This window comes from Stenotrophomonas sp. 28608_Sma, assembly GCF_056486185.1.
Genome location: NZ_CM151308.1, coordinates 4117566 through 4132003, shown reverse-complemented (window position 1 = coordinate 4132003; position 14438 = coordinate 4117566). Strand labels below are relative to the sequence as shown.

The window sequence follows — 14438 nt, the reverse complement described above, 5'->3', positions numbered from 1 at the left end:
CAGCGGGAGACAACGGTAGCGCCGGGCCATGCCCGGCGCCTTCCTCCAGCCAGTTACAGCCCGGTCGCCGCCTTCACGGCATCTTCGTGCAGCGACTCGTTCAGCTCATCCACCACCGTGGTCCATGCCGCATCGGCCTGCAGCGACTCGGACAGGAACTGGCGCTGGGCATCGTTCCAGTACGGCGCTTCGACCACTTCCACATCGGTGGCCAGCTGGTGTTCGCGGATGAAGCGGGCGATGCCCTCGGCGCTGGCATCCAGGCCCAGCTGCAGGAACAGGTTGGTCATGCGCGGTTCGGTGGTGATCATCGTCGGTTCCTGCGGGAAGAAGGGATACGCCATTATCGGTGCACATGGCCTTGGGGAAAGCCCCATGGCGAACGTCTACAGCAGGACGACCCCCTTGGCATCCCCCATGAACGCACACATCGCCCCTGAAGACAGCCGCAGCCTGCGGCTCAAGGCCGCCACCCGCGACAGCCATGGCGCGCTGGACAAGCGCATCATGGCTGGCGACATCTTCGCCGACCGCAGCAACTTCGCCCGTTTCCTGCGCGTGCAGTACCGCTTTCATCGCAGCATCGATGCGCTGTATGCCAACCCTGCGCTGGATGCACTGCTGCCGGACCTGGGTGAGCGCCGCCGCCTGACCCAGGTGGCGCGCGACCTGCAGGATCTGGAGCAGACCCTGCCGGGGGCCGACATCGCGGCGTTGCCGTCCGATCTGGAGCTACCCGCCGCATTGGGGTGGCTGTATGTGGCCGAAGGCTCCAATCTCGGCGGCACCATTCTGTACAAGATGGCTGCCAAGCTCGGCCTGGACCGCGACTTCGGCGCCCGTCACCTGGCCGCGCACCCGGATGGCGCGGCGCGCCACTGGCGTGAATTCACCGCTGCGCTGGATGCGGTGCCGTTGAGCGCCGAGCAGGAGCAGCAGGTGATCGATGCGGCGGACGCCGCCTTCCGCAGCGTGCACGGCCACGTCGAAGTGGAATTCGCCTGATGCACGCCTCCCGCCTATCGGCGCAACGCTGATGCGCTGGCTCTGGTTCGCGCTGGGCTGGGTGATGGTCGGCCTCGGGGTGATCGGCGCGCTGCTGCCGGTGATGCCGACCACCATCTTCCTGATCCTGGCCGTGGGCTGCTTCGCGCGCAGTTCGCCGAAGTTCGAGCAACGCCTGCTGGCGCACCCGCGCTACGGCCCGTCACTGCGGCTGTGGCGCGAGCAGGGCGCGGTGTCGCGCAAGGGCAAGGCGTTTGCCAGCGCCGGCATGGCGGTGGGCTTCGCGCTGTTCTGCTGGGGCGCACATCCGTCCTGGCGGCTGCTGCTGGGCGTGGGCCTGTTCTTCGCGGTCAGCGCCGGCTACGTGCTCAGTCGGCCCGCACCGCGGCTGGAGCCCAACCCGGTCGTGGAAGTGGACGACGCCAATGATCCGCGCACGACACGCCGCCGTGCAGCGACCCCTGATGCTGATGGAAAACGAGACGATGCTGCCTGCTGACCTGGCCCCCGTGGCTGCTCCTGCACTGACCCCGTGGGGCATGTACCTGGCCGCCGATGTGGTGGTGAAAACGGTGATGATCGCGCTCGCGCTGGCGTCGCTGGCCACCTGGACCGTGCTGCTGGCCAAGGGCTGGGAACTGGCCCGCCAGGCACGGCAGCTGCGCGCAGCGCGTGCGCTGCTGCTGCAGGCGCCGAGCCTGCCCGGCGGGAGCGCCGACGCCAGTATGCAGCAGGGTACCGCACTCGCCATGCTGGACGCAGCGCGCACCGAACTGCGCCTGTCGCAGGAACTGGATAGCCGCGACGGCATCAAGGAGCGCGTGGCCTCGCGCCTGGACCGCATTGAACTGGAAACCGCGCGCGTGCAGCGACGCGGCATCGGCGTGCTCGCCAGCATCGGCGCGGTGGCGCCGTTCGTCGGCCTGTTCGGCACGGTGTGGGGCATCATGAACAGCTTCATCGGCATCGCGCACAGCAACACCACCAACCTGGCGGTGGTTGCGCCCGGCATCGCCGAGGCTCTGCTGGCGACCGCGCTGGGTCTGGTCGCAGCGATTCCCGCCGTGCTGGTCTACAACCACTTCAGCCGTGTGCTGGCCGGCCTGCGGGGTCTGCTCGGCGATCTGTCCGCGGCTGTGCAGCAACTGGTCTCGCGCGATCTCGATCGTGCCGTTCCGCGTACCGCAGCGGCGCCGCTGCGTGCGGTGCACTGAGGCGCGTCGATGGCGATCAGGACCGCGTCCGACCGCGACGATGTGCCGGAAGAAGCACACGAGATCAATGTCACGCCCTTCATCGACGTGATGCTGGTGCTGCTGATCATCTTCATGGTGGCCGCACCGCTGGCCACCGTGTCGGTGCCGGTGCAGCTGCCGGCCAGCAATGCCAGTGCCACGCCGCCGGAACAGGCACCGGTGTACGTGACCGTCCAGGCCGATCTGTCGCTGCGCGTTGGTGAACAGGCCGTGGCGCGCGACAGCCTGGCGGCTGCATTGCAGGCGGCCACTCACAGTGACACCACGCAGCGCATCTTCCTGCGTGCCGATACCCGTGTGCCCTACGGCGAACTGATGGCCACGCTGGATGCGCTGCGCGCGGCCGGCTACCTGAAGGTGGCACTGGTCGGCCTGGAGCAGGGCGCACGATGAGTGGACTGCGGCGCTGGGCGACCAGCCTGGCGATCGTGCTGCTGGTGCATGCGCTGTTGATCGGCGCGGCCTGCTGGTGGGCGGCCCGTGCGCCGGCGCTGACGGCTGCGGTTCCGCCTGCGGCGCTGATGCTGGAACTGGCGCCGATGGCACAGGCACCGCCGGTGCCGCCGCGCGAGGTCGCGACCGGGCCGCTGCAGCAGCAACAACAGCGGCAGGCGCCGACGCCGGCCCTGCGTGAACAACCCAAGGCGCCGGTGCAGCCGCAGGGTGACCTGCCGCCGCCGCGTACACCGGAGCCGACGCCGTCGCCGGACACCGCTGACGCCAACGTCGCGCAGACCAGCGCACCGCCGCAGGTGGCGGCTGATGCGGCCACACGCTACACCGCACCGCAGACCACGGCGGGTGAGCGCAGTCGTGCCGAGGCGACCTGGGAAGGACGCCTGCTCGGGCACCTGCAGAAACACCGCCGCTATCCGCGCCAGGCCGAGCGGCTGCGCCAGCAGGGTGTGGTCTACGTGCGCTTTGCGGTTGCCCGCGATGGCGCGGTCTCGGGGTTGAAACTGGGCCGCAGCAGTGGCTTCGCGCTGCTCGACCAGGAGACGCTGGACACCGTGCAGCGGGCCAGCCCGGTACCGGCGCCGCCGGCCGAAGTGGCCGGCGACCCGGTGGAAGTGATGGTGCCGGTGTCGTTCTTCCTGCGCGGGCGGTGACCGCTTTGGTAGACCCGGCCCCATGCTCGACTGCTCTGCTCTTGCTGCCCTTGTAGAGTCGAGCTTGCTCGACTGCTCCTGCGGTGCGGGCCAGAAGCAGTCGAGCAAGCTCGACTCTACGGGTTTGCGCATGGTGTGGATCTACAGCAGCGGCACCAGCAGCAGCGCCACGATGTTGATGATCTTGATCAGCGGATTGATCGCTGGGCCGGCGGTGTCCTTGTAGGGATCGCCGACGGTATCGCCGGTTACCGCCGCCTTGTGCGCCTCGCTGCCCTTGCCGCCGAAGTGGCCGTCCTCGATGTACTTCTTGGCGTTGTCCCAGGCACCGCCGCCGGTGGTCATCGAGATGGCCACGAACAGGCCGGTCACGATCGTGCCGATCAGCAGGCCGCCCAGTGCGCGCGGCCCCAGCAGCAGGCCGACCACCACCGGCACCGCCACCGGCAGCAGCGAGGGCACGATCATTTCGCGGATCGCCGAGCGGGTCAGCATGTCCACCGCCTTGTCGTACTGCGGCTTGCCGGAGCCCTGCATGATGCCGGGGATCTCGCGGAACTGGCGGCGCACTTCTTCCACCACCGCACCGGCGGCGCGGCCGACCGCTTCCATCGCCATCGCACCGAACAGGTAGGGAATCAGGCCGCCGATCAGCAGTCCGATGATCACCGTGTGGTCGCTGAGGTCGAAGCGGAATTCCTGCCCCGGATGTGCTGCCTGCAGGTTATGGGTGTAGTCGGCGAACAGCACCAGTGCCGCCAGTGCCGCAGAGCCGATCGCATAACCCTTGGTCACTGCCTTGGTGGTGTTGCCCACCGCATCCAGCGGATCGGTGATGTCGCGGATCTCCGAGGGCAGCTCGGCCATCTCGGCGATGCCACCGGCGTTGTCGGTGATCGGTCCATAGGCATCGAGGGCGACGATCATGCCGGCCATCGACAGCATCGCGGTGGCGGCGATGGCGATGCCGTACAGGCCCCCAAGCGCGAACGCGCCCCAGATTGCCGCACACACCGCCACCACCGGTAGCGCGGTGGACTTCATGGAAATGCCAAGGCCGGCGATGATGTTGGTGCCATGCCCAGTGGTCGAGGCCTGTGCCACGTGCTGCACCGGCTTGTACTGGGTGCCGGTGTAGTACTCGGTGATCCACACGATCAGGCCGGTCAGTACCAGCCCGATCAATGCGCAGCCATACAGCGCCATCGGCCCATGCACGTTGTCACTCATCAGCCCGGTGGTGATCGGGTAGAAGGCGATGGCGGCCAGAACGCCGGAGACGATCACGCCCTTGTACAGCGCGCCCATGATCGAGCCGCCTGGCTTCACCTTGACGAACAGTGCGCCGATGATCGAGGCGATGATCGACACGCCGCCCAGCACCAGCGGATACAGCACCGCATTGGCGCCTGCCTCGGCCAGCATCAGGCTGCCCAGCAGCATGGTGGCGATCACGGTCACCGCGTAGGTCTCGAACAGGTCGGCGGCCATGCCGGCGCAGTCACCCACGTTGTCACCGACGTTGTCGGCGATCACCGCCGGGTTGCGCGGGTCGTCCTCGGGAATGCCGGCTTCGACCTTGCCGACCAGGTCGGCACCGACGTCGGCACCCTTGGTGAAGATGCCGCCGCCCAGGCGCGCGAAGATCGAGATCAGCGACGAGCCGAACGCCAGCCCGACCAGTGCATGCAGCGCCTGGTCCATCTGCAGGCCCAGGCGCAGCAGCAGCGCGTAATAGCCGGCCACGCCCAGCAGGCCGAGCCCTACCACCAGCATGCCCGTGATCGCACCGCCGCGGAAGGCGACGTCCATCGCCGCGCTGATGCCGTGGCGGGCAGCTTCGGCGGTGCGCACGTTGGCGCGTACCGACACGTTCATGCCGATGTAGCCGGCCGCGCCGGACAGCACCGCACCGATGGCGAAGCCGATCGCGGTGTACCAGCTGAGGAAGATGCCGACCAGCACGAACAGCACCACACCGGCCACGCCGATGGTCAGGTACTGGCGGTTGAGGTAGGCACGCGCACCTTCCTGGATCGCGGTGGCGATCGCGACCATGCGTTCATTGCCGGTGGGTTGGCGCAGGATCCAGCGCGCCGAGACGATTCCGAACAGGATCGCGAGAATGGCGCAGCCCAGCGCCAATGACAGCCCGTGACGTTCCAGCATTAGACCCCTCCGCAGAATGGATGTAGGCATCCAGTGGCGATGAACGGCACCACGAGGGGGACGACGGGCTGCAGCCTGGAACCAACCCGTACCGACCTTGGTGGTCGTCCGACGTATGGCGGTGTTCAGCATTCCCTGGTGCCCGCAGTATGCGTGCCGCGCACTGTAGAGTCGAGCCGTGCTCGACTGGTTTTTACGAGCCCCGCCGCATGCCGCCAGTCCATGGGCATGATTCGAAAGCCGCAGGCCTTTGCACCCCGTTAAGCCAGCCTCTGCAAGCCTGCGCCCAGTCCCGTAGGAGATTCCCCATGCGCCTGTCCCTGTTGATGCTTGCCGCCCTGGTCCCGGCCGTACCGGCACTCGCCGCGGAAACCCCGGAGCTGCAGCGCGCCGTGGGTGCCCCCCAGGCCGTGGGCGCGGTGCACACCCTGCGGCAGATTCCCGAGGCCTGCGCGCGCCTGGAAGGTGCCTTCACCGGTCAGGCGGCCGAGCCGTATCGCTTCGCGCCGGTGCGGACCAGCGAGCAGTGCCAGCCGCGCGCGCGTTTCGTCGACTATGCCAAGGCGCAGCCAAGCGCCGACAAGGGCTGGAAGCTCAATGATGTGATCCGCGTACCCAATGCCGCGTGCCCGGCGCAGCAGGCGGTAGTGCGGGTGTGGCGCCTGCCGTCGAGCAACAAGGTCGAGCTGGACGGGCAGGGCCAGTCGCGCATCTATCTGGAAGAGGCCAAGAAGCAGGCCGCTGCCGGCCAGATTCCGCAGGTGACGATGTTCGCCGCGCAGCTGCAGATGGAAGGCAAGGCCTGCAATTGAGGCCTTCCAGCAGCGCGCATCCACGCACGGCGTGGATCTACTTCGCTGCGCATCGGTAGTGCCGGGCCATGCCCGGCGGGCAACCTGGTAGTGCCGGCCGCTGGCCGGCAACCCTGCCATCATCACTCCGCCAGCATTGCCCCACGTGCCACCAGCAGCTCGCGCAATGCCCTGCGATGGCAATGCGCTTCATCCTCGCAGTAGCACCCCACGCTGATGTCGCTGTGCTGTGACATCGCGGCCAGCAGGTCCAGCGCGTGGGCCGCGTCCGGCGCCTTCATCTCGGCCTTGTAGTGGCGGAAGAACGCATTCCAGTCGGCCGCGGTTTTCGCTTCGTGCGCCCGCTTTACCAGTTCCGCGCTGGGTGACAGGGGCGGGAACCAGACGTCGTACCAGTCCTGTGTCGCGAATTCGCTGCGTGGTACGCCGCGCGGTGGTCGTCGCACGGTACCGATACGCAGCCCTTCGCCGGGGTGGCGCGGCGTACCCAGTCGAACAACACGCAGTGCCATGATGACCTCCGGGCGGGGCATCCATCATCCTGCGATGCACGTGCGCCAGGTGTGAACCGCTGTGGAAACGAAAAGGCCCGGGCGCCTGCGCACCCGGGCCTTTTCCCATGCTGGCAACGATCAGTTGCCGCGGCAGTCCTTCAACCACAACACACGACCAATCTGGTCGTAGCTGTCGACCACGCCGGTCAGCGTCACCTTCTCGCGCGGGCGCAGGGCCAGCGCATACGCGGCCTGGTTGGCTGCAAACGAGCAGGAAATGGCCACGCGCTCAAAGTCGATGCTGCCATCGCTGGGCAGGTCGAAGCTGGTGTTGTAGGTGCCGCCACTGCGCAGCACGGAGGTGATGCGACCGGTGATGGCGTAGGTCTTGCCCTTGTAGCGCGGCTCGACCGCGGCCGGGTTGTCCTTGTTCTGGTTGCGCAGCTGGAAGCCGAAGCGGTCGGCGGCAATCGTCACCACCGACGCCTGCGGAGTGGCCTTGGCTGCCTGTTCGCCAGCCTTGCCCGGCTTGATCTGGTTGAGCAGCTTGCACATTTCTTCGCGCACGCCATCGGCCGAGGCAATGGCGCCCTTGTTGACCTTCACCACCATGCCGACGGTGCCCTGGCCGCCTTCGGAGGTGGCACTGATGATCATCGGAATCGGCTTGTGGGCCATGGATTCCGGCTCTTCGATCAGCATCGAGCCGCCTTCCACGTCCTCGCTGAGGACGTCCATGTTGGCGTTCTTGGCGATCACCCGCATCTGGCCGATGGCACTGGCCACGGTCAGGTCCGGATGGGTGACCGATGAGGTGAAGGTCGTGCCGACGAAGGGATTGCCCTTCTTCTGGAAGTTGCTTTCGCAGGTCGCAGCGAAGGCCGGCGCGGCGGCACCGGACAGCAGCGCGGCGATCAGGATCGGGTGCTTCATGGTTACAGTCCTTGTGAAATGGCAGCACAGGCCCGGGCCTTGAAGGCCGGGCAGCGTCGAATCTGGCTTGCGGCGGCCCCTTTGCCCCGGGCCGGAGCCCGATTGTGGGGTGCTTCGGCGGCCGCCGCAATGTGCCCTGCGCTCCGCACAGGGCTCAGCACAGAGGGGCGTATACGACTTAATCCCCTCCGTCCCCTTTTTCGGCTCAGCCCTCGAAGGCCGGCAGCTTCTGCTTCACGGCCACGTTCTTCAGCGTCACGTACTTCGGCAGGCCGTCGGTGCCGTACGGCAGCGGGGCTTCGCCCTTGATCAGCGGCGACAGGTAGGCCCGCGCCTTGGCGGTGATGCCGAAGCCGTCGCGGCGGATGAAGCCGGCGGGCATCTTCTTTTCATGATTGGCGATCTTCGACAGCGGCGCCGCTTCGATCTTCCAGCGATAGGGCGCATCGCTGCTGCGCACGATCACCGGCATTACGCCGTTCTGGCCCTTCAGCGCCAGCTGCACGGCGGCCTTGCCGACCGCCTGCGCCTGCTCCCAGTCGGTCTTGCTGGCCAGGTGGCGGGCCGAGCGCTGCAGGTAGTCGGGCAGCGCCCAGTGCACCTTCAGGCCCAGCTGGTCCTTGACCCGGCCGGCCAGGTGCGCCGCCACGCCGCCCAGCTGCGAGTGACCGAACGAGTCCTTGCCGCCGCCCGCGTCGGCGACGAAGCGGCCATCGGCGGTGGCGATGCCTTCCGACGCCACCACCACGCAGTAGCCGACGCGCTCGACCACCGCCTTGACCTTGGCCAGGAACGCCGCTTCGTCATAGGCGCGTTCGGGCAGCAGGATGATGTGCGGGGCCTCGTCATCGCCATTGCCGGCCAGGCCGGCGGCCGCAGCCAGCCAGCCGGCGTGGCGGCCCATGGCCTCGTAGATGAAGACACGGGTGGAGGTCTCGGCCATTGCCGCCACGTCCAGCGCCGCCTCGCGCACCGAGACCGCGGTGTACTTGGCCGCCGAGCCGAAGCCGGGACAGGTGTCGGTCACCGCCAGATCGTTGTCGATGGTCTTGGGCACGCCGATGCAGGTCAGGTCGTAGCCGGAGGCCTTGGCCAGGTGCGAGACCTTCAGCGCGGTGTCGGCCGAGTCGTTGCCGCCGTTGTAGAGGAACCAGCGCACGTCGTGTGCGCGCAGCACTTCCAGCAGGCGGTCGTAGCGGGCGCGGTCGGCATCCAGCGATTTCAGCTTGACCCGGCACGAGCCGAAGGCGCCGCCCGGGGTGTGGGCGAGGGCGCGGATGGCCGCAGCACTCTCCTTGCTGGTGTCGATCAGTTCCTCGCGCAGCGCGCCGAGGATGCCGTTGCGGGCGGCCAGGACCTTGATGCCCTTGGCCCGGGCCTGCTCGATCACCGCCGCTGCAGTGGCGTTGATGACGGCGGTGACACCGCCGGACTGGGCATAAAGGAGAGTACCGTTGCGCATGCTTCTACCTGCTCGGGGGAGGGGACATTGCAGGGACATTACCCGGATGCGGTAAAGTGGCGCTATTGCGGTGCAGCGATACCGGTCCGTCCGGGACGCGAACCTTCTTTGTTTTCAACACGTTGGAGTCAGGTCAATGCGATTGGTTCTGTTGGGACCGCCCGGTTCGGGCAAGGGGACACAGGCGACGCGCCTGAAGGAAAAGCTGGGGATCGCCCACATTTCGACCGGTGACATGCTGCGCGCGGAAATCGCCGCGGGCACGGAGCTGGGCAAGCAGGCCAAGACGGTGATGGATGCCGGCAACCTGGTGTCGGACGACATCCTGCTGGGCATGCTGGAGTCGCGCCTGACCCAGGCCGATGTCGCCAAGGGCTTCATCCTCGATGGCTACCCGCGCAATGTGGCCCAGGCCAATGCGATGGACGGCCTGCTGGCCAAGATCGGCCAGCCGCTGGATGCCGTGGTGCAGCTGGACGTGGCCACCGAGCTGCTGGTCGAGCGCATCGCCGGTCGTGCCAAGGAGCAGGGCCGCGCCGATGACACGCCGGAAGCGGTGCGCCAGCGCCTGCAGGTCTACAACGACCAGACCGCCCCGGTGGTCGACTTCTACGCCGGTCGTGGCACCCTGGCCCGCGTCGACGGCGTCGGTGAGCTGGACGAGATCGAAGCCCGCATCCTGGCGGCGATCAAGGGTTGATCCTGCAGGGCCGGTGCACTGCCGGTCCTTCGGGCGCAAAAAGCACAGGCCTGGTCCGCGAGGACCAGGCCTGTGTCGTTTGATAGGCGCCAGCAGAGGGCTTGCTCAGGGCCCCGCAGCATGAGCTCCCTTGGGGATGGCCTCTTGGGGAGTAGGACCGGTTCGGGTACTGCGGCTGGCAGTTCGAATTGTGTCCGGGTTCACAGAACATCGCTATCGGGATTTCCCTGACAGATGATTGGAGTTTTCTCACATCCTGTGTAGGACTTGTCTTACCCCGGATCGGACATTGGCCCTATACAGCCGTCATCGGTCACAATCCTCGGTCATGAGCAGCGTACATATCCTTGCAATCGCCGGCACCTTCATGGGCGGCGTGGCCGCCCTGGCGCGGGAACTGGGCCATACGGTCAGCGGCAGCGACCAGGCCATCTATCCGCCGATGTCGACCCAGCTCGAACAGCTGGGCATCACCCTGGACCAGGGTTACCGCGCCGACAGCGTGCCGGCCGGCACCGACGAGGTGGTGATCGGCAACGCGCTCTCGCGCGGCAACCCGGCCGTGGAGGCCGTGCTCGACGCCGGCCAGCGCTACATCTCCGGCGCCCAGTGGCTGTCCGAACAGGTGCTGCCGGGCCGCGACACTCTGGCCGTGGCCGGTACCCACGGCAAGACCACCACCACCACCATCCTCACCTGGCTGCTGGAAAGCGCCGGTCGTTCACCCGGTTTCCTGATCGGCGGCGTAGCCGAGGATTTCGGTGTCTCGGCCCGCCTGGGGCAGGGCCGCGAGTTCGTGGTCGAGGCCGACGAGTACGACACCGCCTTCTTCGACAAGCGCAGCAAGTTCGTGCACTACCGGCCGCTGGTGGCCATCCTCAACAACCTTGAATACGACCACGCCGATATCTTCCCCGACGTGGCCGCGATCCAGCGCCAGTTCCACCATCTGGTGCGCACGGTGCCGGCGCGTGGCCGACTGATTGTCAACGGCGAGGATCAGCATCTGGCCGAAGTGCTGGCGATGGGCTGCTGGACGCCGGTCGAACGCTTCGGATTCGATCCGTCGCTGGAATGGCATGCCGAGCTGCTGGCCGCCGATGGCAGCGCCTTCCGCGTGCATCACCGCGGGCAGGCAATGGGCGATGTGCAGTGGTCGCTGCTGGGCCGCCACAACGTGCTCAACGGCCTGGCTGCGCTGGCCGCCGCGCATGCGGTGGGCGTGGCACCGGCCGACGTGATTCCTGCACTGGCACGCTTCCGCAGCGTCAAGCGCCGCATGGAAGTGATCGGCCAGCATGACGGCATCACCATTTACGACGATTTCGCCCATCACCCGACCGCGATCGCCACCACATTGGAAGGCCTGCGTGCCAAGGTGGGTGATGCGCGCATCGTGGTCGCGATGGAGCCGCGCAGCAATTCGATGCGGCTGGGCGCACACGCGCAGGCGCTGGCTCCGTCGCTGGCGCTGGCCGATGAAGTGGTGTTCCTGCATCGCCCGGAACTGGCCTGGGATGCCGCTGCGGTGATCGCCGCGGTGCGTGGCGAAGCGCACGCGGTGCCCGATATCGACGCGTTGCTGGCGCAATTGCAGGCCAGCGCGCGCAGTGGTGACCACGTGGTGTTCATGTCCAACGGTGGCTTCGACGGCGCGCCGCGTCGCTTCCTCGCCGCGCTGCAGGCCCGATGAGCGTCGACGGTTCGCTGCCGCTGTTTCCGCTGCACACCACGCTGGTGCCGGGTGCGGCGGTAGGCCTGCGCGTGTTCGAGCGCCGCTACCTGGATCTGGTCCGCGACAGCGGCCGCAGTGGTGAGGGGTTTGGTGTCTGTCTGATCCTCGATGGCGAGGAAGTCGGCGCACCAGCGACGCCGGCCGCCTATGGCGTGCAGGTACGCATCGAAGACTTCGATGTCGGCGCAGACGGCGTGCTGCAGTTGCGCCTGCGTGGTACCCGCCGCTTCCATGTCGAGCGCACCCGCGTACGCGACAACGGTCTGGTGGTAGCCGACGTGCGTTGGTGCGACGAAGATCCGGACGATGAGCTACGGCCGCAGCATGCGCTGCTGGCCACGGTGCTGGGGCACATCATCGAACAGGCCGGCGAGGCCTATGCGCCGGCCAACCCGGCGTTGCTGGACCAGGCCAGCTGGGTCGGCTGGCGGTTGGCCGAACTGCTGCCGCTGAGCGAGCAGCAGCGCCTGCAGTTGCTGCAGATGGATGACCCGCACCAGCGGTTGCAGCAGTTGCTGGGCTGGATGCCGTAGCCGATAACCGCCAACCAAGGTTGGCGACTACCAGGGCGCAGCGGAACCGGGAAACGCCAACCAGGGTTGGCGACAGCCAGAGCGCGCCGGAACCGGGAAACGCCAACCAGGGTTGGCGACAGCCAGAGCGCGCCGGAACCGGTAGATGCCAACCTTGGTTGGCGGCCTTTTCCCGAAGAGCCAACCAAGGTTGGCGACTACCAGAGAAGCACCGGCTCGATCACGGCATGGTCTTCAACCGCAACACCGGCAGCCCGGTTTCGCTGTGCACATCCTCCCGCTGCGGCAGGTCCTGCACGGCGTCCTTCACCGCGTTCAACGCCGGGTCGACACCCCGCAGCGGGTGCCACATGCCGATCCATTCGAAGTGGCGCTCGTAACGCAGGGTCTGTGCACTGCCCAGCCACAGCGGCGTGTTGCCCGGCTGCAGCTGCGCGGGTGCCGGCCACAAGCGCAGCACATAGCGCTCATCCGGCTTCGCGCCCTGGCGCACCATCAGCAAGGCTTCCACGCGGGTGTCCAGCGTTGCCGGCAACACCGGCAGCTCGTCGGCACCGGTGTTCTTGTCCAGCATCAGCAGCGCCTGCTGCCAGCCGGCCTGCTCCTGCCGCTTCCAGCCGCGGGCTTCCAGCTGCGCCTGCAGCGGCGCCAGCGGGCCCGCCACCTGCACGTCCAGCGGCCAGCGCTGGTCGTCGTCGAACTCGTTGCGGCGCGCCGGCAGCGTGGCCCAGTCGTGCTGCCACCAGGCTTGCGCATCCATCGCCTGCGGTGCCGGCAGGGTCGGCTCGAACCGCTCCAGCTTCACCGGAATGTGGCGCGGCGCGTACCACATCGCCGCCACGGCGAATACGCCGTAGAACAGCCAGGCCACCGGCTTCACCCAGAACGAGCGGTTGAAGCGGCGGCGATAGGCGATGCCCAGCACCAGCAGCCAGAACGTGCCGAACAGCATGCCGCCGATCACATCGCTCAGCCAATGCGCGCCCAGGTACAGGCGCGAGAAGCCGATCAGGCTGACCACGATGCCCGACACCAGGTACGGCCAGACGCGGGTGCGACCGGGCATCTCGCGGGCGATCAGCACCGCGAAGAAACCGAAGGTGATGGTGGCCATGGTCACCGACACCGACGGGAAGCCAAAGCCGCTGCTGGCATCGACCGGGCGCACCACATCCACGGTGGCGCCGAGCAGCATGGTCAGGGCCAGGCCGAAGGCAAGCGCGGCCAGCCAGTGCGCGGCTGCCATCCAGCGCCGGCGCCAGATCAGATAGCCCATCGCCGCCGCGGTGGCCGGCAGCAGTACCTGCCAGGCGCCCAGCGATGCCAGCGCGGCCATCGGGTAGTCGGCCAGCGGATTGCGCAGCGCCAGCATGGCCTGGTGCACCAGCAGGTCGATCGCCAGCGGCTCGCCGTGTGCGACCACCACGGTCAGCAACGCGAACCAGCCCCAGCCCAGTACCAGCAGCATCAACGCCAGCATTGCCAGCGGCACGGACTCACGCCGCTTCGGGTCCAGCACGCCAACGGTGTAGCGGCCCAGCGTCGGGTGACGGTTGGACCAGTCCAGCAGGCGCGCCAGCCAGTTGTCCATACGCGCGGCCGACCAGCGATAGCCGTACAGAACGATGGCCCAGACCAGGCCGAGGATCACCGCCAGCAGGCCGACCACCACCACCAGTCGTCCGGCCACGGCGGCCACGGCGTCATACGCCTCGCCAAGAATCCAGCCCGGCGCCAGGAACAGCACGGCCCAGGAGATGCTGGCGATGCCGCTGGCCTGCACGTAGCGGCTGGCCGGCATCTTCATCATGCCGGCGATGGCCGGCACGAACGGGCGGATCGCGCCCACGTAGCGTGCGATCAGGATGCTCTTGAAGGCGTTGCGGCGGAACAGGTTCTCGCCGCGGTCGAGCAGCTGCGGGTAGCGGCTGAACGGCCAGATGCCGCGCAGGCGGTCGCCCCAGCGTCGGCCGATCCAGTAACTGATACCGTCGCCGGCAAATGCGCCCAGGGCTGCAGCCGCCACCGCGTACGGCCCGGAGATCTGGCCCAGGCCGATGAACACGCCCACCGCGAACAGCAGCGGCAGCGCCGGCACGATGGCGCCAAGAATGATCACCGCATCGCAGAAGGCGATGAGGAAGATAACGGCACCCGCCAGCACGGGGTGAGCGGCAATCCACGCGAGCGTGGCGTCGATCCATGAAGAGTCCATTGCCCGATTATAGGG

General features: G+C 67.7%; 15 protein-coding genes. 9 read left to right on the top strand and 6 right to left on the bottom strand.

Features of this window, described 5'->3' with window-relative positions:
• Positions 1 to 53 precede the first annotated feature (53 nt).
• Positions 54 to 311: a DUF2789 domain-containing protein gene (locus ACZLHH_RS19575; RefSeq protein ID WP_006390068.1), complete on the bottom strand. Its 258-nt coding sequence runs from the start codon at positions 309 to 311 to the stop codon at positions 54 to 56.
• Positions 312 to 417: 106 nt separating this feature from the next.
• Here ACZLHH_RS19575 and ACZLHH_RS19570 point away from each other — a divergent pair, with 106 nt between their 5' ends.
• Genes ACZLHH_RS19570 through ACZLHH_RS19550 form a run of 5 tightly spaced genes read left to right on the top strand, consistent with a single transcriptional unit; the run spans position 418 to position 3370 of the window.
• Complete coding sequence (locus ACZLHH_RS19570; RefSeq protein ID WP_049400694.1) at positions 418 to 1005, top strand: biliverdin-producing heme oxygenase; 588 nt, start codon at positions 418 to 420, stop codon at positions 1003 to 1005.
• A 31-nt stretch (positions 1006 to 1036) separates the two neighbouring features.
• Positions 1037 to 1504: a YbaN family protein gene (locus tag ACZLHH_RS19565; protein ID WP_032128408.1), complete on the top strand. Its 468-nt coding sequence runs from the start codon at positions 1037 to 1039 to the stop codon at positions 1502 to 1504.
• On the top strand, positions 1491 to 2219 hold the full coding sequence (gene exbB, locus ACZLHH_RS19560; protein WP_180844180.1) for a tonB-system energizer ExbB: 729 nt from the start codon (positions 1491 to 1493) through the stop codon (positions 2217 to 2219). Before ACZLHH_RS19565 ends, exbB begins: the two co-directional genes overlap by 14 nt.
• A 9-nt stretch (positions 2220 to 2228) precedes the next feature.
• A complete protein-coding gene (gene exbD / locus ACZLHH_RS19555; RefSeq protein WP_107431600.1) occupies positions 2229 to 2654 on the top strand; it encodes a TonB system transport protein ExbD in 426 nt (141 codons plus the stop codon).
• Positions 2651 to 3370 carry an energy transducer TonB gene (locus ACZLHH_RS19550; RefSeq protein WP_071228168.1) on the top strand — a complete coding sequence of 240 codons (720 nt, stop codon included), beginning with the start codon at positions 2651 to 2653 and terminating at the stop codon, positions 3368 to 3370. Before exbD ends, ACZLHH_RS19550 begins: the two co-directional genes overlap by 4 nt.
• Positions 3371 to 3511: 141 nt before the next feature.
• On the opposite strand, the gene ACZLHH_RS19545 is transcribed toward ACZLHH_RS19550, so the two are convergent.
• The gene (locus ACZLHH_RS19545) at positions 3512 to 5539 is read right to left on the bottom strand and encodes a sodium-translocating pyrophosphatase (protein ID WP_180844152.1); all 2028 of its coding nucleotides are present in this window, start codon (positions 5537 to 5539) and stop codon (positions 3512 to 3514) included.
• Between the two features lie 308 nt (positions 5540 to 5847).
• Between ACZLHH_RS19545 and ACZLHH_RS19540 the strand changes: the two genes are divergently transcribed.
• Positions 5848 to 6351 carry a hypothetical protein gene (locus ACZLHH_RS19540; RefSeq protein ID WP_032128388.1) on the top strand — a complete coding sequence of 168 codons (504 nt, stop codon included), beginning with the start codon at positions 5848 to 5850 and terminating at the stop codon, positions 6349 to 6351.
• A 122-nt stretch (positions 6352 to 6473) separates the two neighbouring features.
• Here ACZLHH_RS19540 and ACZLHH_RS19535 read toward each other — a convergent pair whose 3' ends face one another.
• From ACZLHH_RS19535 to ACZLHH_RS19525, 3 genes are all read right to left on the bottom strand, one after another.
• Positions 6474 to 6863 carry a DUF488 domain-containing protein gene (locus ACZLHH_RS19535; RefSeq protein WP_180844153.1) on the bottom strand — a complete coding sequence of 130 codons (390 nt, stop codon included), beginning with the start codon at positions 6861 to 6863 and terminating at the stop codon, positions 6474 to 6476.
• A gap of 120 nt (positions 6864 to 6983) precedes the next feature.
• Positions 6984 to 7778 (bottom strand): hypothetical protein, encoded by a 795-nt coding sequence (locus ACZLHH_RS19530; protein ID WP_032128387.1) that lies wholly within the window; start codon positions 7776 to 7778, stop codon positions 6984 to 6986.
• A gap of 205 nt (positions 7779 to 7983) precedes the next feature.
• Positions 7984 to 9240, bottom strand: a complete 1257-nt coding sequence (locus ACZLHH_RS19525; RefSeq protein ID WP_180844154.1) for a 6-phosphofructokinase — start codon at positions 9238 to 9240, stop codon at positions 7984 to 7986.
• A gap of 136 nt (positions 9241 to 9376) precedes the next feature.
• Between ACZLHH_RS19525 and ACZLHH_RS19520 the strand changes: the two genes are divergently transcribed.
• The 3 genes from ACZLHH_RS19520 (at position 9377) to ACZLHH_RS19510 (ending at position 12208) form a co-directional block, all read left to right on the top strand.
• A complete protein-coding gene (locus tag ACZLHH_RS19520; RefSeq protein WP_032128385.1) occupies positions 9377 to 9940 on the top strand; it encodes an adenylate kinase in 564 nt (187 codons plus the stop codon).
• A 328-nt stretch (positions 9941 to 10268) separates the two neighbouring features.
• Positions 10269 to 11633, top strand: a complete 1365-nt coding sequence (gene mpl, locus ACZLHH_RS19515) for a UDP-N-acetylmuramate:L-alanyl-gamma-D-glutamyl-meso-diaminopimelate ligase (protein WP_180844155.1) — start codon at positions 10269 to 10271, stop codon at positions 11631 to 11633.
• Positions 11630 to 12208: an LON peptidase substrate-binding domain-containing protein gene (locus tag ACZLHH_RS19510; RefSeq protein WP_032128383.1), complete on the top strand. Its 579-nt coding sequence runs from the start codon at positions 11630 to 11632 to the stop codon at positions 12206 to 12208. Before mpl ends, ACZLHH_RS19510 begins: the two co-directional genes overlap by 4 nt.
• Before the next feature lie 220 nt (positions 12209 to 12428).
• Here the strand turns inward: ACZLHH_RS19510 and ACZLHH_RS19505 are convergent, their stop codons facing one another.
• Positions 12429 to 14423 (bottom strand): bifunctional DedA family/phosphatase PAP2 family protein, encoded by a 1995-nt coding sequence (locus ACZLHH_RS19505; RefSeq protein WP_134951654.1) that lies wholly within the window; start codon positions 14421 to 14423, stop codon positions 12429 to 12431.
• Between the last annotated feature and the right edge of the window lie 15 nt (positions 14424 to 14438).